Origin of the sequence: Halobacterium jilantaiense (assembly GCF_900110535.1) — an archaeon.
GTDB classification, from domain to species: domain Archaea; phylum Halobacteriota; class Halobacteria; order Halobacteriales; family Halobacteriaceae; genus Halobacterium; species Halobacterium jilantaiense.
The window spans coordinates 97,324-120,563 of the sequence record NZ_FOJA01000001.1 but is presented as its reverse complement, the minus strand read 5'-3'; the positions used below and the strand labels follow the sequence as shown (position 1 = coordinate 120,563).

Genomic DNA, 23,240 nt, shown 5'->3' with positions numbered 1-23,240 from the left:
TTTACAACGTCAAAACGACTTTTAGAGTCGGCGGCGAAGACAGCTACATGGCCGACCACCCAGCCCCGCAGGCGGTCGAGACCGGCGACGACTACATCCACGTCCGGTACCGCGACCCCGACGAGTTCGAGACGATTCGCACCCCGGAGTGGGCCGACGAGGTCTCGGACACCGTCTCCGAGGGGAGCGAGGTCCGCACGGGGAAGCGCGCGGACAGCGACGACTGGGCGGTCCAGTCCGTGCTCGTCGACAAACACGTCGGCGAGGAGACCGCGCGCGAGCAGGCCGACAGAATCGTGGCGAAAATCGAGGACTGAGCCCGGGCCCGAGGACGCCACGAGAACGCCGGACGCGTGGCCGACGGCTACGGTTTCAGGTCCTCGTACGTCGACCCGGAGGCGACCCACGACCCGAGGGAGAGCCCGTAGACGAGGTGGCCGACGTGGAACACGAGCGACTCCGTCGCGTCGAGGTCCGTCGACAGCAGGCCGCCGAGGAGGACGCGCTCCCCGACGACGGACAACGCGAGGCCGTACAGCGCGCCGAGGACGACGCCGCCGGCCTCCTGCTCGTTCTCGCTGTCCGTGGCCCGCGCCGAACGGCCGGAACAGCGCCCCGAAGACGACACCGGCGGCCGCGCCGTAGGCGGCGTGCAGAACGAGCGCGGGGATTGGATGGTCGTCCGGGTCGCCGCCAGCGACGTACGTCGACCAGAACTTCGCGGTCGGCGGGAGCGAGGCGGCGACAGGCATCCGGTAGGCGGTCATCACTGCCGTGGCCACCGTGCCGCCGACGGCACCGTTCAGCAGCCACCGCAGCGCCCCGCGTTCCCGCTGGTCTGTCGCAGGCGACGCCTGCGAGTCCTCGGTCGACGACTCCGTTCCCGTGGGTAGACGCATCGGCGGAACTACGGCGGGCGGCCCGAAAGCTCCCGGCCGGCACAGCAAAGCCGCCTAAGAGCCGTGCTGCCGGCGGGAAACAGACACAGGCCATCTCGGAAGCCGGCCGCGGACCGGTAGGCGCGGCTTTGCGCCGCGTGGGTGCCGGCTAACTATACCCGCCGCCGGCCTTCGACGCGATGCAATGAGCAGCCTCCTGTCGGCAGTCACGGGACCGACCGACGAGACGACGGCGAACCGGGGGACAGAACAGCCGGGGGCGGCGACCACCGACGGCAGCGACGGGAGCGGGGGCTCTCGGCGGCGGACCCTCGCGCTCGCGGCCGCCGGCCTCGGGGCGGCGTATCTCGTGCGCCGACGACGAGCGAGCCAGCGCGCCGCCGACCAGGAGACGGACGCCACGAGCGCGGGCGAGCGGGACGCCAGCGAGACCGCTGACGGCAGCCGGGGCAGCGGCATCCGCGGCCGCCTGGTGCGGACGGTGGCCGGCTTCGCAGCCAGCATCCTCGTTCGGCGCGCCATCCGGCGCTGGAGGGCGCGATGACGGGACTCCGGAGCCCGACTGAGAGGTGATTCGATGGGGACTGTCGTCGCCATCGAGACCGAGGGCGGGGTCGCGTTCGCCGCGGACACGGGCGTCGTCGACGACAGCGACGCGACCAGCGAGGGCGCACACCGCCTGTTCGCGTTCGACGAGGCGCTCGCGGGCGCGGTCGGCGACCCCGGCGACGTCGGCGAGTTCGGCCGCCGCGTGGACGCGACGCTCCGCGAACTCGACGTCGAGGCGGGCCGCGACATCGGCATCACGTCGTTCGCGCGGCTGGCCGCGGACGCCGCGGAGGACCTCGGCGTCGAGGCGGTCGTGGCGGCCCGCGACGGCGACGGGCGCGCCTGGTTCCGCCGCGTCGGGCCGGAGGGCGGCGCGCTCGGGGACAGCCAGCAGACGGCCATCGGCAGCGGCGCGGCCGTCGCGCTCGGCCACCTGGACAGCGCCACCGCCGGCCCGGAACTGTCCGACGCCGTCGAACTCGCGCGCGAGAGCGTCGACGCAGCGCGGGACTGCGACCCGGAGACGACCGCAGACGTCGAGGTCGCCGAACTCCCGTCACGGGAGTACGCCGGGCCGACCGGCGAGTAACCGGCCCATATCTTTAGGCGGCTCCGCCGAAGAACGGGTGTGTCGGACCCCACAGCAGAGGCCAGCGCCGACCGGACGAACGCCGCCATCGGGTGGGTGCTGGTCGCGGCCGTCGCGCTCTCGGCCGTCCACAGCGCGCTCACTCGCCAGTTCCTCTGGAGCGGCTTCGAGGTCGGGTTCGTCGTGCTCGTCGCGCTCCCGGCGGCGGTGGCCGACGACTGGCGCGTGCTGGCACCGTGGCCGCTGTTGCTCGTCGGAGCCGCATCGTTCGTCGGCCAGTCCGTCGGCCTCCATCAGGAGTTCACCGGGTACACGGCCGTCGCGGCGTTCGCGCTCGTCGGCGTCGCCCAGTTAGACGCGTTCACGGGCGTGGAGATGAGCCGGCGGTTCTCCATCGCGTTCGCCGCGCTGACGACGATGGCCGTCCAGGGCGTCTGGACCATCGGCCGGTACGCCTCGGACCAGTTGCTCGGCTCGGACTACATCCGGAGCCAGGCCCAGATTCAGTGGGACTTCGTCTACGTCACCCTCGTCGCTGTCGTGATCGGGGGCGTCTTCGAGTTGTACTTCCGGCGCACCGAGACCGACGGCAGCCCGGACGAACCCACGCTCAGAGACTCGTGACTCCCACGCCAGACTCCCCCGAACGCGTCCAGCGACTCGCCGTCAGAGCCATGCAGGTCGTGTTGCTCGTGCTGTTCGGGTACACGCTCGCCACGGTCCGGCTCGGGCTCGCGCTCGGCGTCGGCTTCAGCCTGTTCGTGACCCTGCTGCCGGCACTGGTCCGCCGCGAGTACGACTACTCGATGGACCCCCCGCTCGTGCTCTGGGTCACGCTGTCGGTGTTCCTGCACACGGTCGGGTCGCTGGGCCCCTACGACTGGTTCGGGTGGTACGACAGCGTCACGCACACCGTCTCGGCCGTGCTCATCGCGGGCATCGGCTACGTCACGCTACGGACCTTCGAGGAACACTCCGACGAAATCGACGTTCCGGGCGAGTTCCGCGCGGTGTTCATCGTCGTGTTCGTGCTCGCCGCGGGCGTGTTCTGGGAGCTGCTGGAGTTCGCGTCCGGCGTGCTCGCCACCGAACTCGGTGCCAGCCAACCGCTGGCCGTGCGAGGCGTCAGCGACATCGTCAACGACCTCGTGTTCAACACGCTCGGCGCGGTGCTGCTCGCGGCGTTCGGCACGGGCTACCTCGACCGTCCGGTCAGGTACGCCCGGAGCCTGCTGGAGTGACTCAGTCCCCGCGCAGGTCGGCCATCGTCGCTTCGCGCGCCTGCAGCAGCGCCTCGGAGCCGACGTCGCGGCGGGCGCGCAGGCCCTCGGGGAGGTCGCCGAGCGCGGCGTCGGCGGCGTCGTTCGCCGCCGCGAGCGAGTCGCCCGTCCCGACGACCGCGTACGACCGCGAGGTCGTGGTGTAGACGCCGTCCGCGCGCTCGTCGACGCTGGCGTAGTAGAGCCGGGCGTCGCGCAGGTCCTCGGGGTCGACGGTGAGCTTCGTGCCGCCCTCGGGGTCCGTCGGGTAGTCCTCGGGAACGACGTACTTGCAGACCGTCGCCGTCTCGGAGAAAGAGAGGTCCGGCAGCGGCTCCCCGTCGCGGGCGGCGACGAGTACCTCCAGCAGCGGCGTCTCCATCGCGGGCAGCGTGTTCATCGCCTCCGGGTCGCCGAACCGGGCGTTGAACTCCACGACTTTCGGCCCGTCGGCGGTGAGCATGAACTGGCCGTAGAGCACGCCGCGGTAGTCGTCCAGCCCCTCGACGACGGCCTCGATGGTGTCGACGGCCGCCGCGTAGTCGTCCTCGGTGACGAACGGGAGGAGTTTGCCGGGACCGGCGACGCTGCCCATACCGCCCGTGTTCGGCCCCTCGTCGCCCTCGAAGGCGCGGCCGTGGTCGTGTGCGACCGGCGTGACGCGCACGTCGCCGTTCGCGACGAGCGCCTGCACGGTGACCTCGACGCCCTCCAGACGCTCCTCGATGACCCACTCGTCGTGGCCGCTCTCGCGGACGTACTCGGCGGCCTCGGCTTTCGACACCTGGTCGCCGGTGACGCGGACGCCCTTCCCGCCGGTGAGACCAGCGGGCTTGACGGCGACGTGACCGTCGACGGACTCGACGTAGTCGGCGGCCGCCGCGGAGTCGTCGAACGCCGCGAACTCGGCCTGCCCGGGGACGTCGTTGTCGGCCATGAACTGCCGCTGGAACGGCTTGTCCGTCTCGATGCGCGCGTCGGCCTGTTTCGGGCCGAACGCGTAGATGCCCGCGTCCTCCAGAGCGTCGACGACGCCCGCGGCCAGCGGGCTCTCCGGCCCGACCACCACGAGCGTCGCGTCGACTGACTCCGCGTGGTCGAGCACGGCGTCGGGGTCGGTCGTGTCCAGTTCGGTGAACCCGTCGGCGAGTCCGGCGACGCCGGGGTTTCGGTTGCCCGCCGCGGCGTACAGCTCGCAGTCGGACGCCAGGGCTTCGGCGACGGCGTGCTCGCGGCCGCCGCCGCCGAGCAGGAGGACGCGCTCTGTCATACCCGCACCGAGTAAGCACGAGAGTGTAAGCGTTGCCCTTCGACTAGCACTGAGTAGTCACGAACGTGCTTATAACGTGTGGGGGTGACAGCGGCCACCGGGACGGAGCCGAACGCGAGGGGGCAACGTCTAGTGACGCGACGCCGGGGTTTACCCGGGCCCGACGCCTACCGCCAGCCATGACCCAACCGACGGACGAGAACCGCCTCGACGAGGCGGCCAGCCCCTACCTCCGCCAGCACGCCGACAACCCCGTGAACTGGCAGGAGTGGGGCGAAGAGGCCTTCCGGAAAGCCCGCGAACACGACGCGCCCATCTTCCTCTCCATCGGCTACTCGGCGTGCCACTGGTGTCACGTCATGGCCGAGGAGTCCTTCGACGACCCCGAGGTCGCCGAGAAGCTCAACGACAACTTCGTTCCCGTGAAAGTCGACCGCGAGGAGCGCCCGGACGTCGACTCGCTGTACATGAAAGTCAGTCAGGTCGTCCGCGGCGGCGGCGGGTGGCCGCTGTCGGTGTTCCTCACGCCCGACCGGGAGCCGTTCTACGTCGGCACGTACTTCCCGAAACACCCCAAGCAGGGCCAGCCCGGCTTCCTCCAGTTGCTCGACGACGTCACCGAGAACTGGGCCGAGGACCGCGACGAACTCGAAGACCGCGCGGACCAGTGGCTGAGCGCCGCCCGCGGCGAACTCGAAGACCTCCCGGAGCCAGTCGACCTCGGCGCTGACTCCCCGCTCGGGGACGCCGCCGACGACATCGCCAGCGCCGCCGACCGCGCCAACGGCGGCTTCGGCCGCGGTCAGAAGTTCCCCCAGAGCGGCCGGCTGCACGTCCTCTTGCGGGCGAGCCACCTCGGCGACGAGTACGCCGAAGTCGCCCGCGAGACGCTAGACGCGATGGCCGACGGCGGGCTCTACGACCACGTCGGCGGCGGCTTCCACCGCTACTGCACCGACCGCGACTGGACCGTCCCGCACTTCGAGAAGATGCTGTACGACCAGGCCGAACTCGCGCGGCTCTACGTCGACGGCCACCGCGCGCTCGGCGACAGCCGGTACGTAGCGGTCGCCAGGGAGACCCTCGACTTCGTGGACCGCGAACTCGGCCACCCCGACGGCGGCTTCTACGCCACCCTCGACGCACGCAGTCCGCCCGTCGACGACCCCGACGGTGAGCGCGAAGAGGGCGCGTTCTACGTCTGGACGCCCGACCAGATTCGGGACGCCGTCCGAGAGTACGCCGAGGACGCTCCGAGCGACGCCAGCGACGACGTTCTCGCCGACGCCGTCTGCGAGCGCTACGGCGTCGACGACGCCGGCAACTTCGAGAACGGAACGACCGTCCTCACCGTCTCGGCGTCCGTCGGTGAAGTCGCCGACGGCTTCGACGCGGACCGGGAGACGGTCGGCGCGTGGCTGGACGCCGCCGAGACCCGACTGCGGGCCGCCCGCGCCGACCGGCCGCGACCCGCCCGCGACGACAAAGTACTCGCCGGCTGGAACGGCCTGATGGCGCGCGCTTACGCCGAAGCCGGGCTCGCGCTCGACGACCGGTTCGCCGACCGCGCCGCCGACGCCGTCGACTTCGTCCGCGAAGAACTCTGGGACGGCCACCGGCTCGCCCGCCGCACAATCGACGTTCGGAAGACGACGGAGTCGTCTTCCGCAGCCCGTCAGAACGCGGCGCGTTCTGAGGACGGCGAGGTGGCCGGCGTCGGCTACGCCGAGGACTACGCCTACCTCGCGGCCGGCGCGCTCGCCACCTACGAGGCGACCGGCGACCACCGCCACCTCGCGTTCGCGCTCGACCTCGCGGACGCCGTGCTCGACGCCTGCTACGACGACGGGAGCGGCGCGCTGTACGAGACCCCGGAGGAAATCGAGGACGTGGACGTTCGCTCGCAGGCGACCGGCGGCGGGTCGACGCCGTCGCCGGTCGGCGTCGCCAGCGAGACGCTGCTCGCGCTCGACGCCTTCGACCCCGAGGCCGGCTACGCCGAGGCCGCGACCGCGATGCTGCAGCGGTACGGCGGCCGCATCGACACCAATCCCGGCCGGCTCCCGGAACTCGCGCTCGCCGCGGACACGAACGCCACGGGGCACCGCGAGGTCACGGTCGCCGCCGACCGGACGCCCGACGACTGGCGCGCCGCGGTCGGCGAAGCGTACCTCCCCGACCGCCTGCTCACCCGTCGGCCGCCCACGGACGCCGGGCTCGCCGAGTGGCTCGCCGACCTCGAAATCGAGGACGCCCCACCCGTGTGGGCCGTCCGGAGCGCCGACGACGGCCCGCGCGCCTACGTCTGCCGGCGCGCGTGCTCGCCGCCGCTCGAGAGCGCCGCAGAAATCACGGAGTGGCTCGCCGAGTTCAGTCGGTGAGCTGCGCGGCGAGGAATTGGGCGGGCGGCTGGCGCTCCCGCTCCTCGAACCGCGCCAACTCCTCGCCGTCGGGGCTCTCCACCACGACGGTCGGAATCAGGTCGACGCCGTAGGCCTCGACGTTCGGCCCCGTCTTCCCGTCGTCGCCGCGCTCGACCGGGTACACTTCGGGGTCCACGCCCGACGCGTCCAGCGCAGCCGCGAAGTCCGGGAGCTGCGAGCGGCAGTCCCCGCACCAGTCCGCGCCCCAGACGTGGACGGTCGCGCCGTCGGCCAGACTCTCGAACGCGTCGACGACCGCCGGGTAGGAGTCGGCGTCCCACGCCGGGTTCGGCTCCATCGTACTCAGTGTCATACCACCAGTTGGCGGGACGCCGGCAAAAACCCGCCGCCAGCGGCAGAGCCGGCAGGCGCTGCCACGGCCCGATACACGTTTACTCCGGGGTCTCGTAAGATGAGACAATGAAGGACAGCATTCTGGACGCCATCGGGACGCCGCTCGTGCGCGTGCCAGCGCCCGAGGGCGCAACCATCGCGGCCAAACTCGAGGGGTTCAACCCCGGCGGGTCGGCGAAAGACCGGCCCGCGCGGGAGATGGTACTGGCCGCCGAGCGCGAGGGGGCGATCCAGCCGGGGGACCGACTCGTCGAAGCCACCAGCGGCAACACCGGCATCGGACTGGCGGTCGTCGCCGCCGCGCGCGGCTACGACCTCACCATCGCGATGCCCGCCGACATGTCCACGGAGCGCAAGCAGTTGCTGCGGGCGTACGGTGCCGACCTCGAACTCGTCGAGGGCGGGATGGAGACCGCAAACGGGGTCGCCGACCGTCTCGCCGCCGAGGACGGCGGCTTCCGCATCGGCCAGTTCGAGAACCCCGCGAACCCGCGAGCGCACTACCGGACGACCGCCGAGGAGATTCTGGACCAGGTGGAGGGCCGCGAAATCGACGCGTTCGTCGCGGGCGTCGGCACTGGTGGTACGATTACCGGCACCGCGACCCGGTTGAAAGAGGAGTACCCCGACATGGAGGTGGTCGCCGTCGAACCCGAATCAAACGCCGTGCTCTCGACCGGCGAATCAGGCGACGACGACTTCCAGGGGATGGGGCCGGGGTTCGTCAGCGACATCCTGGACAGAGACCTCATCGACACCGTCGAGACAGTCGACGTCGAGGACGCCGAGACCGCAGTTCAGACCCTCGCCCGCGAGGACGGCATCCTCGTCGGGCAGTCCAGCGGAGCCGTCTACCGGGCCGCCAGTCGGGTCGCCGAGCGAATCGCCGACCCCGGACTGAACTGCCCGGAGGTCGACTTCGACGCCGAGGACTTCGAGGACCTGAACGGCGACGCGCTCGCGGACGGCGGCGACCCCTACGACGACTGCCCGCTGGTCGTTACCGTCTTCCCCGACTCCGGCGAACGCTACCTCTCCGCCGGCGTCTTCGACTGAGGGCTACCGGAACTCGTCTTCGCTGACGCGCACCGTGAACGTCTCGTCGACCTCGCGGAGGTCGTACTCGGGGTGTTCGCCCTGCGTTCGTGTGACGTACATCGGCTCGACGAGCGCGCCGCCCTCGACGCCGTACACCTTCAGGTGCGCGTCGGTCTCGGCCGCCCGGACCTCGCCGTCCCGCACCTTCGCGGCGAGGTCGCGGGACAGCCACTCCGTCTCCGAGACCGACGGCTCCCGGACGAACGCGGCGTCGGCGAGCCGGACGAGATACCAGTTCAGGTCGTTCAGCAGCGAGACCGCGCCGCCGAGACTCACCGTGTCGACGGCGACCGTGTTCGCGTACGGCGACCGCACGTCGTAGGTGGCGAGCGCGCGGCGCGCGGTGTCGTAATCGAACAGGTCCAGCCGGAGGTCCGCGTCGTCGCTACCGAGGACCAGTACCTCCGTCACGCTCTCGGCACCTCCGCGCGCTCGACGACGTCGGCGACCTCCCGCGCCCACTCGAAGAGGTCGTCCGGCTCGTCTTTCCGAACGCTCTCGACCGGGGCGGCGGTGAGCGGCTGGCTCGGCGCGAGCCGGTTGCAGCCCACTTCGATGGTGGAGTCCCGGTAGGTGCCGATGTCGCGGGCGGCCCGGATTATCTCCTGTTTGTCCCAGGTGAGCAGCGGCCGGTGGACCGGAAGGTGCGTCGCGCGGTCGACGACGCCGAGGTTCGCCGTGGTCTGGCTGGACTTCTGGCCGATGGCCTCACCGGTGACGACGCCGACTGCACCGGCGTCTTCGGCGACGTGCTCGGCGACCCGGTACATGAACCGCCGGTAGGAGAGCATCCGGGTGCGGCCGACGGACTCCGCGAGTCGCCCGACCGCGTCGCCGGCCGGCGCGACCCGGAGGTCGAGGTCGCGGTTCGGCGCGTACGCGTCCAGTTTCCTGGCGGCTTCCTCGGCCCGAGCGAGGTGGTCGGGGCCGCCGTAGTCGCCGAGGTCGAGGTACAGCGGGACCACCGGCGCGCCGCGTTTCATCGCCTGCCAGGCGGCGACCGGTGAGTCGATGCCGCCGGAGAGGAGCGCCACGAGTGGTTTCTGCGTGCCCAGCGGCATGCCGCCGGGTCCGTCCCGGGTCTCTAGGAAGACGAACGCCTCCTCGTCGCGGACTTCGACAGAGAACGTCAAATCGGGGTCGTCGAGGTCCACTTCGGGTTCGAAGTCGTCCTCGACGGCCGCCCAGACGGCGTCGCCGCCCGCGCGGTTGACGTCGCGGCTGTCGAAGTCGTGGCTGCCGGCGCGGCGAGCGTCGACCGCGAACGCGCCCTCGCGGTAGTGTTCGCGGGCGGTATCGGCGAGCGCGTCCGTGATGGCGTCGAGATTCGAGGGAGCTGCGACGGCGGGGCTGGCGGAGACGACGCCGAAGGTGTCGGCCGCGGCGTCGGCCGCACGGTCCGGTTCGGGGGTGCGGACGAGGATGCGACCCCACTCGCGGTCGACCTCACCCGGAACGCCGCGGTCGGCGAGCATCGCGGCGACGTTCTCCCGGAGCGTCCGCTCCATCTCGGACTGGACGTGACTCGACTTCACGCCGACGTCGCCGTGCCGCACGACGACAGTGTCGGCTCCGGGCGGAAGCATAGACGGTGCAAGCCATCCCGGCAGTAAACACCTATCGCTACGGCCGAGAACACTCGCAGACCGGGGGCTGGCGAGCAGGCGGCTGGACTGCTGCGGGCCGGCACGCCGCACTCCCGTCTCGGCCGGACCCGCACGGATCGTCAGGTCACGACGGCTCTGGTCCCGGCCTGCTACTTGAACTTACGCAGCCGGCGGGATTCGGCCAGTCAATCAACTGGCAGCGGCTAGCATCCGCGAGCCGAGCGTTCACGAGAGCGAAGCTCTCGTGCAGCCCATCAGAAACGCGAAGCATTTCTGAGGACGCCGCGAAGAGGCCGGGGCGAGCGGTTCACCGAGCGCGACCAGCGGGAGCGCTCGGGCCGACGACTGAGGGGAGCGAGCGCAGCGAGCGAACCGAAGGAGGAGTGCTTTTGGCGTAGCTTTTGCCGAGCGAGGCGGCGAAGCCGCCGAGCGCAGCGCAAAAGGTACTAGAACGTAGTCAGTTCGCCGTCGATGACGCGTTTGGTGACGTCCGTGACGTTCGCGAGTTCGTCGTCGACGATGGCCTGAATCTCGGATTCGACGTCGGAGACGTCGAGGCCGTCTTCGGTGACGACGTGGACGTCGGCGACGTGGGGTTCGTCGATGGGGCGGCCGATCTGGGAGAGGAGGCGGACGCGGAGGTCGCGGATGCCATCGACTTCGGCGACGACTTCCTCGGCAATCTGAGTCGAGAGGAGGTTGTAGATTTTCCCGATGTGGTTGACGGGGTTCTTGCCGGAGGTGGCTTCCATGCTCATGGAGCGGTTCGGGGTGATGAGGCCGTTGGCGCGGTTGCCGCGGCCGACGCTGCCGTCGTCGCCCTGTTCGGCGCTGGTGCCGGTGGTGGTGAGGTAGATGGAGCCGGATTCGTAGTCGTCGGCGGTGTTGACGTGGACGGTGACCTCGCGGTCGGTGTGGTCGGTGGCGAGGTCGTGGACGTGGTCGCGGAGCGCCTCGATCTGGGCGGTGTAGGCGTCCATGTCGGGGACGTACGCGTCGACGAAGGCGGCGGCGACGGTGAGGTCGATGTGGTCGTCCTCGCGTTTGCCCATGACTTTGACGTCCTCGCCGACGGCGGGATTGTCGTCGGCGTAGTCGCCGTTGAGGGAGCGTTCGGTCTCGCGGACGATGCGCTCGGTCTCCGTGAGGGGGGCGTGGCCGACGCCGAAGGAGGTGTCGTTGGCCATCGGAACGTTCGGGCCGTCCTCAGTGAAGACCTCCTGGAGGTCGCCGGAGCCTTCGCCGAGTTTGACGTCGACGATGACGTCCGTCTCGAGGTCGAGGTTGGGGAGGGTCTCTCGGAGGTAGTCGCGGGCGGCTTCGAGGGCGATGGAGTCGACGGGGATGTGGTACTCGGTGCCGTCGTCGTCGACGTAGTGGCTGGTGGCGCGGCCGACGACGAGGATGTAGATGGGGTCGACGACTTCGCCGCCGCCGAAGGCGGGGGCGGCGTCACCGGCGACGAGCTGGGTCTCGTCGGTGTTGAAGTGGAGGACCGTGCCGACGCGGTCGAGGTACTCCTGAGCGAGGCGTTCACAGACGTGTTCGGCGATGCCGTCGCAGATGGAGTCGGGGTGGCCAAGGCCCTTTCGTTCGACGATTTCGACGGCCTCGTCCTCGACAGCACCGCGGTCGAGGGACTGCACCTGGATGTTCCGGTCGGTCATTGGCGAATCTACCAAGTCTCGGTTCCTATAACTTGCGAAAACGGTGACAGCCGGAATTATGCCCACTACGCATCTTCGGCGGCGACCTCGTCGTCGCCGAGCTTGAGGCCGAGATACGATGTCCGAATCTGCTCGGTCGGGTCCAGTCCGAGGTCCCGGAGCACCTCGTAGGCGTGCTCGCGGGCGGCCTCGACCTCGGCTTCCGTGTCCACCTCGGTCTCGATTTCGACGTAGTCGCCGACGCCCTCGACGGCATCCAGCAGGACGGTGAACTCCGCCAGCCGGAACTTCGCCCGGAGCTTCCGCACGTCGGCCGCCGGCTCGAAGCCGAGGCCGTCGAGGACCGCGGCCATCTCGTCTGCGTCGCCGACAGTCGTCTCGAACTCCTCACGGGTCTTCGACTCAGTCTCGACGAGCGGCCCCTTGTAGGTCACCCTGGTCTCGCCGCCGGCGCAAGCGCCACCCGAGAGAACGGCGTCGACATCCGCCGCGAGGTCGTCGCCACGCTCGAAGTCCGCGACGGCCGACGCGACAGTCCGGATGCGGAACGCCTCGTCGGTCGCCGCGAAGTCCCGGTGTGGCGCGTCGTAGTACGTGTCCGACTGCGCCACCGTCCCCAGGTACTCCGCGCCCGCCTCGTTGAGCGCCGTTCGGACGTCGTCGTGGTCTGCCGGCACCTTCACCTCCACCTCGTACATGACTGCTGGGTCGAGGTGCCGGGAGAAAAGGCCGGCGCTTGATGTCTCCATAGCCGTACGTTCGGCTCTTAGCAGCGTTCAAGGCGACTCCGGTGACACTCCCGACTGTCATGTCAGTCGACGCTCGCGGCGGCGACGCGTTCAGCGCGCCAGACGACGACCCCGACCTCCGCCTACACGTGGTCCGGTACACCGACCAGCCGGACCGCGTCACCGTCTCTCCGCGGGACGTCTCGGCCGCCGACTACACGACCACGTGGCTGTCCGTCGACGCCGACGCAGTCGTCTCCCTGACGGACGCGCGCTGACGCCCGTGCTCACAGGTGCGAAACGTGATTCTTAAGGGTGGAACGGGAGTGCGTATGGGTATGAGCGACGAAACCGAGGCCGAGCAGGCCGATGAATCCAGCGACGAACAGGGCGGCTTCGAGGAGGGAGACTTCGTAGAGCTCTCCTACACCGCCTACACCGTCGATAGCGAGGAACTCGTCGACACCACTGACGAGGAGGTCGCCGAGGACGAGGGCGTCGACACCGAGGAGCAGGACTTCTCACCGCGCACCATCGTCATCGGCGAGGGCCACATCTTCGAGGCCGTCGAGGACGACCTGAAGGGCAAGGACGTCGGTGACGAGGGTACCGTCGTCGCCGAGGAGGCCTTCGGCGAGTACGACGAGGAGGAGGTCCGCACCGTCTCCGCGAACAAGATTCCCGAAGACGAGCGCTACCCCGGCGCGCACGTCGACGTCGACGGCGAGCACGGCCACGTCGAAGCCATCATCGGCGGCCGCGCACGCGTCGACTTCAACCACCCGCTCGCGGGTGAGGACGTCGAGTACGACTACGAAGTCCTCGACGAGGTCACCGACCGCGAGGAGCAGGCCGTCGGCTTCCTGAAGATGATGTTCGACGTCGAACTCGACGTCGACCTAGAGACCGAGGAAGTCGAGGAGGAGGTCACCGAGGAGAACGAGGACGGCGAGACCGAGACCACCACGGAGACGGTCGAGAAGGAGACCCTCTACATCGAGCAGTCCCAGCAGCTCCAGTTCAACCAGCAGTGGATGATGGGCAAGAGCCAGGTGCTCAACCAGGTCATCGACATGCTGGGCATCGACCGCGTCATCGTCCAGGAGATTATCGACGGCCAGCCCGCCGGCATGCCCGGCATGGGCGGCATGATGGGCGGCGCAGGCGGCGACCTCGGCGACGTCGAGGACGCCCTCGAGGATGCGGACGTCGACGCCGACGAAATCGTCGAGGAACTCGACGACGAGGACCTCGACCTCGACGACGAGTAAGCAGCCCGGATTCTCTCCATTCTTCCCGACGCGTAGCGGCCGCGCTCGCCCCGGCTGTCGACGGCTGTTGGACACTCAGGCGATGTCGCGACTGGTGTCGACCTGGACGCGCTCGCGGAGCGTGAGCTTCACGGGCGTCTCCAGGGCAGCGCCCCCGCGGAACTTCGGCACCGTGAGTTGCGTCTCGATGTCGCCCGCGGCCTCCTCGAGCTCCAGCTGGAAGACGACGTCCGCGAGGTGTTCCGTCGTCCCTCGCAGCGGGGGAGTGTTGTCGGTGTCGAGGCAGTGGAGGACGGCGACGCTGCCGGTGTTCCGCACGTGGTTGCCGAGCTCGTTGAGGAAGTTCTCGTAGCGCGCGCGGTCGGCGCGCTCCAGGGCGTCGACGGGGTCGAAGATGACCGTCGACTGCTCGGGAATCGAGCGGAACGCGCGCCGGGCGTTCTCCAGTGAGTCCGCCGCGGGGATGTAGCCGAACCGGGGGTCGCCGGTCGGGGCGTTCGTCGCCTCGAAGGCGTCCCGGACGGCGTCTTCGGTGCGGTTCGTCGTGAGGTAGAGGGTGGGACGGGGTCGCGTGAGCTCGTACAGCAGGAGCTCTCCCTGGCTGGCCGGTGGGGCCTCGTAGGCGATGACCGTGCCCGGGGGGACGCCGCCGCCGAGCTCGCGGTCGAGCACGTCGACGCCAGTGGAGAGCCGGTCGTCCATGCGACCGTGTTAGTAGTCAGCGCACGTTAAGCGTTCGGGTGGCTGGGCTGGCTCGTATGCTCCGCTGAGGCGTAGTAGCGGGTGTGTCGTGGTCGGATGGCCGCTACGACGAGAGAACCGTCGCCCGTACGTCGACGCCACCTCCGCCCTGTTCTAGTCAGTCCGTCTTCGCCGACCTCTTCGAGGTTCCATCTCGCTGCGCTGGAAGTCATGGCATGTCCCCTCGCCAGAGTGCCTGAATCTATTATAGCCCTCATTTGTGGCACAAAATAGTTACTTCGCCGACCCAAACCGGCTCCACGTGCCTCGTCTCACCAGACGCCAGACGGTCGCCGCTGCTGCGGCGAGTGTCGGAGCCCTCTCGGGATGCGGGTCCCTCTCACAGGACCAGTCTACTCCCGCTGTGGAGATTACCGGCGGGCACATCAGCAGCGATGTACCCGAACAGCGCAGTATTTCAGTGGTGTTCGAGCGCGACGGAGAAATCGAGTACTGGCGGACGTTCGACGTCCCAGCAGACGACCCAGAAGACGACTCCGGCGGGTCCACCAATCTCCCCGTCGAAGCCATCGAGAACACCGCTGCAATCTGGACAGTCAGAGCATTCAATCACCACACTGAGCAGCACACGACGGCCGTCCTCGAAGACGAGACGGAGGACGAAGTTCGTGTGAGAGTCCACCTCCCACGAGACGGAGAAATACAGATCTGGAAGGGGCTAATCTGATACCATGCTCCAATAGCAGGTCAGCCACTTACGTTTGAGCTTCGCCCCCTGCGAAGGAGTCCGCTCCGGCAGCATCGGCGAGGCGCGCGTACGCGGCGGTCGCGGCGTCGGCAGTCAGCGGCGCAGGAACGTCGGGGACGGCGACGCACTCGGAGACGCCGAGCGCCGCCCGGAGGCCGTCGGTCACGCTCGGTTCGCGGGAGACGGCCGCGACGCAGGGAGCCGTCCCGACGGCGCGCGCCATCGCGGCGGTCTTGACAGCGTCCTCGACGCTCTCGTGGCCGAGTGTGGTGACGAGGACGGTGGCGTCGGCGACCCGGAGGGGGCGCGCAGCGGCCTCGCTCGCGCCCGCGGGACAGTCCAGCAGGACGGGGCGGTCCGCGGGGAGCGCGGCGAGTGCGGCTGCGAGGTCGTCACCGTCGGCGTCGCCGGCCGGCAGCACGTCCACGCCGGGAAGCGCGGCGGCTTTGCGACCGGCGGCTTCCGGGTCGGGTGCGTCGACACCGGGGTCGCGGTCGACGCCCGCACGCAGGTGGAGATTCGGCGCGTCGAGGTCGCAGTCCACGACCAGCGGGCGGCGGCGGCGCTGGGCGAGCGCGCCCGCGACGCCGAGTGCGGTCGTCGTCTTCCCGCTGCCGCCCTTCCCGCCCGCGATTGCCAGCACGGGGGTTGGTGGTCCCGTCCCGGTACTTCAACCTCGGGTAGGTTCGGGGGATTTACGCTCCCGGAGAGCGCGTGTTCACCCGATGCAACAGGACCACTTGCTGACCGCCAAACAGCTCTCCCGGTCGGACATCGAGGCAGTCCTGGAGCGGGCCGCCGAGTTCGACGACGACCCGGAGGCTGCTCGCGACCTGCACGCGGGCGAGTTGCTGGCGTTGTGCTTCTTCGAGCCGAGCACGCGCACGAAGATGAGCTTCGAGACGGCGGCCAAGCGCCTCGGCGCGGGCGTCGTCGACATGGGGTCGGTCGACGACTCCTCGGTGAAGAAAGGCGAGTCGCTGGCCGACACCGTCCGGGTCGTCGAGGGGTACGCCGACGGGCTGGTGCTCCGGCACCCCAAGCAGGGCGCGGCGAAGCTCGCGAGCGAGCGCGTCGACGTGCCCGTGGTGAACGCCGGCGACGGCGCGGGCCACCACCCGAGTCAGACGCTGCTTGACCTCTACACCATCCGCGAGCACGCCGGTCTGGAGGACCTCTCCATCGGCATCGTCGGCGACCTGAAGTACGGTCGGACGGTGCACTCGCTGGCGCACGCGCTCACGAACTTCGGCGCACGCCAGCACTTCGTCAGCCCGGAGAGCCTCCAGTTGCCGCGGTCGGTGCGCTACGACCTCCACGAGGCGGGCGCGCAGGTCCGGGAGCACGAGGACCTCGAAGCCGTGCTTCCGAACCTCGACGTGCTGTACGTCACGCGCATCCAGCGCGAGCGGTTCCCGGACGACGACGAGTACGAGGCCGTCGCGGGCGAGTACCGCGTCACGCCCGAACTCCTCGACGAACACGCGAAAGACGACCTCTCGGTGATGCATCCGCTGCCGCGCGTGGACGAAATCGCGCCGGAGATCGACGACACCGAGTACGCGACGTACTTCGAACAGGCCCACAACGGCGTCCCGGTGCGGATGGCGCTGCTCGACTCCCTGCTATGACAGACACCGAACTCCGCGTCTCCAAGATCGAGAACGGCACCGTCCTCGACCACCTCACGGCCGGCCAGGCCCTGCACGTGCTCGCGATGCTGGGCATCGACGGCTCGGGCGGCGAAGCGGTGAGCCTCGGGATGAACGTCCCGAGCGAGCGCCTCGGCCGCAAGGACGTGGTGAAAGTGGAGGGCCGCGAGCTCAGCGACTCGGAGGTCGAGGTGCTGTCGCTCATCGCGCCCGACGCCACCGTGAACATCGTCCGCGACTACGAGGTCGAAGCGAAGCGCCGCGTCGAGCGCCCGTCGAACGTCTCGGGCGTGTTGACGTGTCCGAACAGCGAGTGCATCACGAACGCGGGCGAGCCCGCCGACCCGACGTTCGAGGTGCTGGACGACGGCCTCCGCTGTGAGTACTGCGGCGACATCTTGCGGGACGACATCACGGCACACCTCGCGGATACCCCGCAAAGCCCTTAGTGCCGGCGTCGGTAGTGTCAGTCATGGCACGGAAGCTGGTCAAGGCCGCCGTCGCGTTGTTGTTGATCGCGCTCGTCTGGAAGGTCGTCCTCGGCGACGACGCAGAAGAACTCGAAGAAGTCGACCGCATCGACTGAGCCGAAACACGTAGGCGGTCCCCGTTCGTACCCGTTTTTCATGTACGGCGTCGTCACTCGGAACGCGGAGGAGCTCGACTGGCCGGAGTTCGACCGGGGGTTCTACGAGGTCAAGGACGTGACCGGCCGGCACGTCGACCCCGTGGAGAACGCGGTCAACATGGTGTCGTGTTTCGGTGACAACGCCACCGCCGGCACCGACCCCGAACTGGTCCCCGTCGACGACGAGGGGAAGAAGGCGACGCGGGACCGTCCGTACTTCGACTGGGCGTACATCTGCCCGCTGGCGGAGGACTACCGGAACGGCGTGCTCACCGTCGTCGAGACCTGTGCCGAACTGAACGAGGACGTGCGCTTAGACGACGTGGGGTTCCCGCGCGCCGAGTACTGCCACTGCGAGCGCTGCGAGGCGGCGTTCGCCGAGTCCGAGTTCGACGACTGGCAGGCGTGGCGCGCCGACGTCATCACCGAGTTCGTCGAGGAGGCGGTCGAGCGCATCCCCGGGAAGGCGTACCTCACGCTGTATCCCGACCCCTACCCGGGGCACCTCTACGAGCGCGCGGGCCTCGACCTGGAGGCGCTCTCCGAGGTCGTCGACGAGTTCGTCGTCCCCCTCTACGACACCGCCTACGAGACGACGTACTGGATCGAGACCATCGCGTCCGGCTTCGAGGACGCGCTGAGCGCGCCGTTCAGCGTCGAGCTGTACGCCGTGAACGTCGACGTGGAGAATCTGTTGCACGCCGCGGAGGTCGCCGAGGAGTACGGCGAGGACGTCTACTTCGGCTACGAGGCGAGCAACGCCCGCGCCGCGCTCCGCCGCAGGGGTGCCGAGGAGCGCGACGGGAAGTCCTTCGGCCCCGGCGAGTAGCACTCAGTCGCCGTACGCTTCGCAGGTGATTCTGTAACGGTCGCCGTCGTGGGCGGCGACGAACGACCCGCCCCAGTCGCGGGCGTCGGGCGCGTTCACGAGCGGACAGCGGACGCCGTTGTCGTCGAGGAATCGGCCGGCCGCGGCTTCGCGGTCGTAGGTTCGCAGCGCCAGCCGGCAGACGCCGTTCTCGCAGGCTTCGGGTGCGAACAGGTCGGCCTGCAGTTCGGGCGCGTCCGCGAAGTCGGCCGCGGCGTCGGCCGACTCGGGCGCTGGCTCGGCGACAATGTCGTAGCCGCCGCCCCAGCCGAGGCCGACGGCGAGCACCACGAGCAGCAGCGCGAGCGACGGGGTGCTGCCGACGAACGCGGCCCGGCCGGCGCGCGAGGCGTCGACGCGGCCGAGCGCGAGGAATCCCACGACGAGGAGGAGGAGGTCCGCGGCGGCGGTCGCGAGCAGCGCCGGCGCGCCGACGGCGACACCAGCGAAGACCGCGGCCACCAGCCCGAGGACGCCGACCGCGAGGACGGCCGCCACCGACTCGGTTCGGCCGCCGCCGAGGTGTTCCACGGCCAGCACGGCGGCCGAGAGCGCGAGCGCGCCGGCCAAGCCGAACTGCACGGCGGTCGCCGCGCTGGTCGCCGTCCACGGTCCGAGCGGCCGGTAGAGCGCGTCGTAGACCACTGGCTGGACGGGGTCGAGCGCGACGGGGAGGAGGAAGCCGGCGACGACGGTTCCGACGAGCCCCGCCACCCCGTAGCCGGTGAGCGCGAGCACGTCGCCCGGGGAGAGGTCTGAGCCGTCCATCTGCGCCTCCGCAGTTGGCTTCCCGTTCGGCGGGCACGGAGAAGGCTTTTGCGGGCCTGTGCCCGCGCTCGGTCCGTTACTGACCGGTTAGTCGCCGGCCGCGCGGCCGCCGAGCGCGCGCTCGCGCCACGCCCGCAGGTCGCCGCGGTCCCGGGTGTCCTCGGGCAGCGTGTCGAACCAGCGCGCGTCAGAAATCTCGCCGTCCGGGTCGTCGACGGTCGGGGTGGCGTCGTCGGCGCGCGCCGCGAACACCGGCAGGACGCCCCAGGCCTCGTGGCCCCCGGAGCGGAACGTGACGTCGGTCAGCATCGCCAGGCCCTCGTAGTCGGCTCCGACGCCCGCCTCCTCGCGGAGTTCGCGCTCGGCGGCCGCGCGATAGGACTCGTCCTCGTGGACGCCGCCGCCCGGCACCACCCAGCGGTCGACGCCCTCGTGGCGCACCAACAGCAGGTCGCCGTTCTCCCGGTAGACGACGGTGTGTGCGCCGTAGGGCGCGCCGGTCGCCGCGACGCGCTCGGCGAGCGTACGGAACTGGCAGCGGGAGACCGAGCGCTCGCGGTCGAACTCCACGAACCCCTCGCAGTCGGCCGTCAGGTCGTGGTACGCTCGCTCGGCCTGCTGGCTGGCGCGCTGCGCGAGGAACCAGAGGTCATCGACGGGCATCGGCCCGTGGAGCGCGGCGGCGGTCGCAGAGCGGCGCGAGCGAGTCCGAGCGAGAGACGGAGACGAGAGTCATTACCCACACTTCCACGGCGACACTCCTGACGGTTTCGGACGCCGTCAGCGCCTGCGAACGCGACGACGGACGGCGACCGGGCGGTGCCGCCGACAATCAATCGTTTTTTGCGTACCGCGGGGGAACAGCGTGGTATGAGCTTCGAGAAGGGCGACACGGTCGTGCTCCACGAGAAACACAGCGAGTACGACGGCCAGACGGGCAAGATCACGCAGACCGCCGAGACGATGTTCGGCGACGTCAACTACACCATCAGCTTCGAGGACGGCCAGGAGGCCGGCGTCCCCGAGGACAGCCTCGAAGCCGCCCCCGACGCCGAGGTCGGCGGCGACGACGAGGACGACGAGTCCGACGCGGACGAAGCCGACGAGTAGCGGGTCTTTTAGGCGTCGGCGGCGTACGCCGGCGCAATGAGCGAGGTTCCGTTCCACTACATCGACCTCCGAGCGTTCTGCTACGACACGGAGGGCGAATCCCGGGTCGAGGACGCACTCCGGCACTTCCTCCCCGAGGACGTCGAACTCGAACGCGCCGAGAGCGAAGGCCACCTCGGCGACCGCATCGTCGTGCTGTCCGCGCGCGTCGAACGCGCCGACGAGATGCGCCACGTCCTCGGCCAGCTCCGGGACGGCGCGGACATCGAGCAGATTCGCCGCGAACTCGACCAGCGCGTCGACGACAACTGCTCGCTGTTCGTCCACCTCGACAAGCAGGAGGCGTACCTCGGCGACGCCCAGCTCGGCGACGGCATCTCGCTGCGCGCGAAAGTCGAAGCCTACCCCGCGAAGAAGGAGTCCGCCGTCGAGAACGCGCGGGACGCGCTGTCGTAGCGGCTCCGTCCAATTGGCCGTCGACTGGTTGTTCGGGAACGCCAGACCGCCTAACAGCCCGGTATTTTGACAGGCGTCTGGTTTGAACCGCTGCCTATGTCGGCGCTGAACGTGTCGCTGCTGATTCCGCTGTTCCTGCTGGTGGCTACCGCACTGGCGACGGCTGCTCGCGAGGTCGAACTCGTGGACATCGCTGCGAGGACCGACAAAGACCTGCACCTCCTCGACTTCGAGCTACTGAACGTCGAACCCGAAGCCAGGCAGGTCATCCGGTGGAGTATCCGACCGGGCCGCTGGTTCGCAGAACGGGTGGGGACCGAAGCATCACTTCCCGAGAATGGCCCGAAGTTCGGGCGGTTCAGTCTCATCCACGGATTCAATACGTTCCTCGTCGTGGCCTCGCTGCTGCTCGTCGCGAACGGCATGGCGAGTCTCGACGGCGCGTTGGTAGCTGGCCTCATCGCCGTGTTCTGGCTGGTGTTGCCCATCATCGAAGTGAACGAGTACGACCAGATGATGGAGAGATTCAACTCCAGCGACCCTCTCGACTCGGTCGCGTTCCACATGATTGCATCGAGTGTACTCTCCACGACGGTCATTGCATTCGCGCTCCACGACCTGAGCCAGTACACGATGCGGACCCGGGTCGCTGGCCTCGTTGTCTACCTCGTGGCGGGCGTGTTCGTCGTGGGGAACTCCTACCAGTTGTTGCTTCGTCAGGAGGTCGACCGGCTCATCGAATACCGGTCCCGGGAGCAGTCGACGGGCGCGGAAGCGTAGGTCGCGGACCGCACCCGTTTTTACCGCGGCCCGCCAATCCCGGAGCGTGTACGAGGCGGTCCACGCCCACCCCGAGGGCGAGAGTACGGTGGCGCGGCTGGCGGCGACGGCCGGCAGCGACGGCTACGACGGCGTCGTGGTGCGGAACTGGCGGGACGCCGAGCCGGACCGGGACCGCGAGCGTATCGTCGAGGAGACGGGCGTGGACGTAGTCACCGGCGTCGAGTTGTCGGTGACGGACCGCTCGCAGGCCAGCGGGCACATCGCGAACGTCCGGGAGGAGGTGACCGTCCTCGCAGCGCGCGCGGACTCCCCGGCGACGAACCGGTTCGTGGCGGAGTCCGAGCGCGTGGACGTGCTGGCAGCGCCGATGGCGGGCGGCGGGGACGTCAATCACGTCGTCGTGAAGGCCGCGAGAGACCACGGCGTGCGTCTGGAGTTCGACTTCTCGCGGGTGCTGCGCGCGAGCGGCGGTGAGCGCGTGCAAGCCCTTCGAGGACTGCGGAAGCTCCGGGAGCTCGTGGCGCACTACGACGCGCCGTTCGTGGTGAGCGCGCGGCCGGCGAGCCACCTCCACCTGCGGGCACCCCGGGAGCTCGTCGCCGTCGGGACGGAAATCGGATTCAGCGAGGCCCAGATTCGGGCGGGGCTGAGCGAGTGGACGCACTTGGCGGCGCGGAACCGCCGGCTGCGCTCCGAGGAGTTCATTGCGCCGGGCGTCGAACGCGGCAGGTATGAAGAAGACGCTTGACGAGCACGCGGCGCGCTTCGACGACGTGGCGGCCGAGTACGACGACGAGAAGACTCCGGAGTACAACGAGTGCGTCGCGCTCGTGCTCGAACACGCCGACGCGACCGGCGAGGAGACGGTCCTCGACCTCGGGTGTGGGACGGGCGCTATCGCGCTCGGTCTGGCCGAGGACGCCGGCACGGTCGTGGGCCGCGACATCAGCGAGGGGATGATGGATCAGGGCCGCGAGAAGGCGGCCGACCGCGGGCTGGAGAACGTCGCGTTCGGCGAGGGGCGGTTCCGCGAGCCGAACTACGACGGTGACGTGGACGTGGTCACCTCGAACTTCGCGATGCACCACCTGAGCGACGCCGAGAAGCGCGAGGCCATCGACATCGTCGCCGACCTCGAACCCCGCCGCATCGTGCTCGGTGACGTGATGTTCTTCGGGGAGCCGAACCCCGACGACCCCTTCTACAGTCCCGAGGTCGACGACCCGGCGACTGTCGGCGTGCTCGCGGACGCGTTCACGGACGCCGGCTACGCGCTCACCGAGGTCGAGCTGGTCCACGACCAGGTCGGCGTGCTGATCGCCGACCGGCGATGAAACACCTCCCGAAGCACTTGCGGCCGCGCTGGCGGTATCTCGCGGTCGAACTGACGGCGTGGCCGGATGTCGTCCTCGACCGGAGCGACGTCCAGCGCGCGGTCTGGTTCGCGGCCGGGAACCTCCTCGGGGACCCGGGGAGCGCGGACGCCGACCTGCGCATCGTCGACTACGACTACGCCGACGGCGCGGGAGAGGCCCTGATTCGCGTGCGGCGAGGCGAGGTCGAGCGGGCGCGCGCTGCGCTGGCGTGCGTGAGCGAGGTGCGCGACCACCCCGTTCGCGTGTCCGTCAGGGGCGTGTCCGGAACGATGCGGGCGGCCAGAGAGAACTACCTCGGGCAGACCGCCGGCCCGTCGCGGGAGAACGGCGTCGCGTTCGGTGACGGCACGCACTCAGGGGTCGTGCGCGGCAACCGCGTGGACGTAGACGCGGAGGGGTGGGTCGGCGTGACGCGGCGCGACTGTCAGTGACAGT

30 protein-coding genes are annotated in these 23,240 nt (G+C 69.7%); 19 read left to right on the top strand and 11 right to left on the bottom strand.

The annotated features are described in order from the left end of the window. The first annotated feature begins 47 nt into the window (after window positions 1-47). Window positions 48-317, top strand: a complete 270-nt coding sequence (locus tag BMW35_RS00680; RefSeq protein ID WP_089667230.1) for a hypothetical protein — start codon at window positions 48-50, stop codon at window positions 315-317. Window positions 318-364: 47 nt separating this feature from the next. Here the strand turns inward: BMW35_RS00680 and BMW35_RS00675 are convergent, their stop codons facing one another. Continuing rightward, complete coding sequence (locus BMW35_RS00675) at window positions 365-628, bottom strand: hypothetical protein (RefSeq protein ID WP_245708104.1); 264 nt, start codon at window positions 626-628, stop codon at window positions 365-367. Between the two features lie 455 nt (window positions 629-1,083). Between BMW35_RS00675 and BMW35_RS00670 the strand changes: the two genes are divergently transcribed. The 4 genes from BMW35_RS00670 to BMW35_RS00655 are packed head-to-tail and all read left to right on the top strand — an operon-like array spanning window position 1,084 to window position 3,278. Further along, window positions 1,084-1,443: a hypothetical protein gene (locus BMW35_RS00670; RefSeq protein WP_089667229.1), complete on the top strand. Its 360-nt coding sequence runs from the start codon at window positions 1,084-1,086 to the stop codon at window positions 1,441-1,443. A 33-nt stretch (window positions 1,444-1,476) separates the two neighbouring features. After that, window positions 1,477-2,037 (top strand): Ntn hydrolase family protein, encoded by a 561-nt coding sequence (locus BMW35_RS00665; protein ID WP_089667228.1) that lies wholly within the window; start codon window positions 1,477-1,479, stop codon window positions 2,035-2,037. A gap of 39 nt (window positions 2,038-2,076) precedes the next feature. Then, window positions 2,077-2,661 carry a hypothetical protein gene (locus BMW35_RS00660; RefSeq protein WP_089667227.1) on the top strand — a complete coding sequence of 195 codons (585 nt, stop codon included), beginning with the start codon at window positions 2,077-2,079 and terminating at the stop codon, window positions 2,659-2,661. Next, on the top strand, window positions 2,658-3,278 hold the full coding sequence (locus BMW35_RS00655; protein WP_245708103.1) for a DUF2238 domain-containing protein: 621 nt from the start codon (window positions 2,658-2,660) through the stop codon (window positions 3,276-3,278). Before BMW35_RS00660 ends, BMW35_RS00655 begins: the two co-directional genes overlap by 4 nt. Before the next feature lies 1 nt (window position 3,279). Here BMW35_RS00655 and purD read toward each other — a convergent pair whose 3' ends face one another. Next, window positions 3,280-4,566 carry a phosphoribosylamine--glycine ligase gene (gene purD, locus BMW35_RS00650; protein WP_089667225.1) on the bottom strand — a complete coding sequence of 429 codons (1,287 nt, stop codon included), beginning with the start codon at window positions 4,564-4,566 and terminating at the stop codon, window positions 3,280-3,282. Between the two features lie 179 nt (window positions 4,567-4,745). On the opposite strand from purD, the gene BMW35_RS00645 reads away from it, so the two are divergent. Next, complete coding sequence (locus BMW35_RS00645) at window positions 4,746-6,947, top strand: thioredoxin domain-containing protein (RefSeq protein ID WP_089667224.1); 2,202 nt, start codon at window positions 4,746-4,748, stop codon at window positions 6,945-6,947. On the opposite strand, the gene BMW35_RS00640 is transcribed toward BMW35_RS00645, so the two are convergent. Then, window positions 6,937-7,302, bottom strand: coding sequence for a TlpA family protein disulfide reductase (locus BMW35_RS00640; protein WP_089667223.1), 366 nt, complete (start codon window positions 7,300-7,302; stop codon window positions 6,937-6,939). The two genes, BMW35_RS00645 and BMW35_RS00640, sit on opposite strands and share 11 nt — an antisense overlap. A gap of 107 nt (window positions 7,303-7,409) precedes the next feature. On the opposite strand from BMW35_RS00640, the gene BMW35_RS00635 reads away from it, so the two are divergent. Beyond that, on the top strand, window positions 7,410-8,399 hold the full coding sequence (locus tag BMW35_RS00635) for a PLP-dependent cysteine synthase family protein (RefSeq protein ID WP_089667222.1): 990 nt from the start codon (window positions 7,410-7,412) through the stop codon (window positions 8,397-8,399). A gap of 3 nt (window positions 8,400-8,402) precedes the next feature. On the opposite strand, the gene BMW35_RS00630 is transcribed toward BMW35_RS00635, so the two are convergent. The 4 genes from BMW35_RS00630 to cyaB all read right to left on the bottom strand — a co-directional run bounded on the left by BMW35_RS00630 (window position 8,403) and on the right by cyaB (window position 12,413). Continuing rightward, entirely contained in the window at window positions 8,403-8,852 is a 450-nt protein-coding gene (locus BMW35_RS00630) for a DUF5804 family protein (RefSeq protein ID WP_089667221.1), read from the bottom strand. Further along, on the bottom strand, window positions 8,849-10,027 hold the full coding sequence (locus BMW35_RS00625; protein ID WP_089667220.1) for a tRNA sulfurtransferase: 1,179 nt from the start codon (window positions 10,025-10,027) through the stop codon (window positions 8,849-8,851). Before BMW35_RS00625 ends, BMW35_RS00630 begins: the two co-directional genes overlap by 4 nt. A gap of 467 nt (window positions 10,028-10,494) precedes the next feature. Then, window positions 10,495-11,715, bottom strand: coding sequence for a methionine adenosyltransferase (locus BMW35_RS00620; protein WP_089667219.1), 1,221 nt, complete (start codon window positions 11,713-11,715; stop codon window positions 10,495-10,497). Window positions 11,716-11,780: 65 nt separating this feature from the next. Further along, window positions 11,781-12,413, bottom strand: coding sequence for a class IV adenylate cyclase (gene cyaB / locus BMW35_RS00615; protein WP_089667218.1), 633 nt, complete (start codon window positions 12,411-12,413; stop codon window positions 11,781-11,783). Between the two features lie 110 nt (window positions 12,414-12,523). Here cyaB and BMW35_RS00610 point away from each other — a divergent pair, with 110 nt between their 5' ends. Together BMW35_RS00610 and BMW35_RS00605 are read left to right on the top strand one after the other, a co-directional pair. Next, window positions 12,524-12,721: a DUF7511 domain-containing protein gene (locus tag BMW35_RS00610; protein ID WP_089667217.1), complete on the top strand. Its 198-nt coding sequence runs from the start codon at window positions 12,524-12,526 to the stop codon at window positions 12,719-12,721. Between the two features lie 60 nt (window positions 12,722-12,781). Further along, on the top strand, window positions 12,782-13,714 hold the full coding sequence (locus BMW35_RS00605) for an FKBP-type peptidyl-prolyl cis-trans isomerase (RefSeq protein WP_089667216.1): 933 nt from the start codon (window positions 12,782-12,784) through the stop codon (window positions 13,712-13,714). A gap of 75 nt (window positions 13,715-13,789) precedes the next feature. Here the strand turns inward: BMW35_RS00605 and BMW35_RS00600 are convergent, their stop codons facing one another. Beyond that, window positions 13,790-14,416, bottom strand: coding sequence for an RAD55 family ATPase (locus BMW35_RS00600; protein ID WP_089667215.1), 627 nt, complete (start codon window positions 14,414-14,416; stop codon window positions 13,790-13,792). 463 nt (window positions 14,417-14,879) lie between these two features. On the opposite strand from BMW35_RS00600, the gene BMW35_RS00595 reads away from it, so the two are divergent. Further along, a complete protein-coding gene (locus BMW35_RS00595) occupies window positions 14,880-15,143 on the top strand; it encodes a hypothetical protein (protein ID WP_143052114.1) in 264 nt (87 codons plus the stop codon). A gap of 28 nt (window positions 15,144-15,171) precedes the next feature. On the opposite strand, the gene BMW35_RS00590 is transcribed toward BMW35_RS00595, so the two are convergent. After that, on the bottom strand, window positions 15,172-15,807 hold the full coding sequence (locus tag BMW35_RS00590) for a MinD/ParA family ATP-binding protein (protein ID WP_089667213.1): 636 nt from the start codon (window positions 15,805-15,807) through the stop codon (window positions 15,172-15,174). Window positions 15,808-15,889: 82 nt separating this feature from the next. Here BMW35_RS00590 and pyrB point away from each other — a divergent pair, with 82 nt between their 5' ends. From pyrB to BMW35_RS00575, 3 genes are all read left to right on the top strand, one after another. Beyond that, window positions 15,890-16,795, top strand: coding sequence for an aspartate carbamoyltransferase (gene pyrB, locus BMW35_RS00585; protein WP_089667212.1), 906 nt, complete (start codon window positions 15,890-15,892; stop codon window positions 16,793-16,795). After that, window positions 16,792-17,265, top strand: coding sequence for an aspartate carbamoyltransferase regulatory subunit (pyrI, locus tag BMW35_RS00580; protein WP_089667211.1), 474 nt, complete (start codon window positions 16,792-16,794; stop codon window positions 17,263-17,265). The genes pyrB and pyrI overlap by 4 nt, the downstream gene beginning before the upstream one ends. A 177-nt stretch (window positions 17,266-17,442) precedes the next feature. Then, window positions 17,443-18,273, top strand: a complete 831-nt coding sequence (locus tag BMW35_RS00575; RefSeq protein WP_089667210.1) for a hypothetical protein — start codon at window positions 17,443-17,445, stop codon at window positions 18,271-18,273. A 3-nt stretch (window positions 18,274-18,276) separates the two neighbouring features. Here the strand turns inward: BMW35_RS00575 and BMW35_RS00570 are convergent, their stop codons facing one another. Both BMW35_RS00570 and BMW35_RS00565 read right to left on the bottom strand, forming a co-directional pair. Next, window positions 18,277-19,080 (bottom strand): hypothetical protein, encoded by an 804-nt coding sequence (locus BMW35_RS00570; RefSeq protein ID WP_089667209.1) that lies wholly within the window; start codon window positions 19,078-19,080, stop codon window positions 18,277-18,279. 87 nt (window positions 19,081-19,167) lie between these two features. Further along, entirely contained in the window at window positions 19,168-19,743 is a 576-nt protein-coding gene (locus BMW35_RS00565) for an NUDIX hydrolase (protein ID WP_089667208.1), read from the bottom strand. Between the two features lie 207 nt (window positions 19,744-19,950). On the opposite strand from BMW35_RS00565, the gene BMW35_RS00560 reads away from it, so the two are divergent. The 6 genes from BMW35_RS00560 to BMW35_RS00535 all read left to right on the top strand — a co-directional run bounded on the left by BMW35_RS00560 (window position 19,951) and on the right by BMW35_RS00535 (window position 23,236). Continuing rightward, entirely contained in the window at window positions 19,951-20,190 is a 240-nt protein-coding gene (locus BMW35_RS00560; RefSeq protein ID WP_089667207.1) for a DUF1918 domain-containing protein, read from the top strand. Window positions 20,191-20,226: 36 nt separating this feature from the next. Beyond that, window positions 20,227-20,646: an RNA-binding protein gene (locus tag BMW35_RS00555; RefSeq protein WP_089667206.1), complete on the top strand. Its 420-nt coding sequence runs from the start codon at window positions 20,227-20,229 to the stop codon at window positions 20,644-20,646. A gap of 96 nt (window positions 20,647-20,742) precedes the next feature. Further along, window positions 20,743-21,426 carry a hypothetical protein gene (locus tag BMW35_RS00550; RefSeq protein WP_089667205.1) on the top strand — a complete coding sequence of 228 codons (684 nt, stop codon included), beginning with the start codon at window positions 20,743-20,745 and terminating at the stop codon, window positions 21,424-21,426. Between the two features lie 46 nt (window positions 21,427-21,472). Then, window positions 21,473-22,177, top strand: coding sequence for an RNase P subunit p30 family protein (locus tag BMW35_RS00545; RefSeq protein ID WP_089667204.1), 705 nt, complete (start codon window positions 21,473-21,475; stop codon window positions 22,175-22,177). Then, window positions 22,161-22,763 (top strand): class I SAM-dependent methyltransferase, encoded by a 603-nt coding sequence (locus BMW35_RS00540; protein WP_089667203.1) that lies wholly within the window; start codon window positions 22,161-22,163, stop codon window positions 22,761-22,763. The genes BMW35_RS00545 and BMW35_RS00540 overlap by 17 nt, the downstream gene beginning before the upstream one ends. Further along, a complete protein-coding gene (locus BMW35_RS00535; RefSeq protein WP_089667202.1) occupies window positions 22,760-23,236 on the top strand; it encodes an Rpp14/Pop5 family protein in 477 nt (158 codons plus the stop codon). The genes BMW35_RS00540 and BMW35_RS00535 overlap by 4 nt, the downstream gene beginning before the upstream one ends. Window positions 23,237-23,240: the final 4 nt, after the last annotated feature.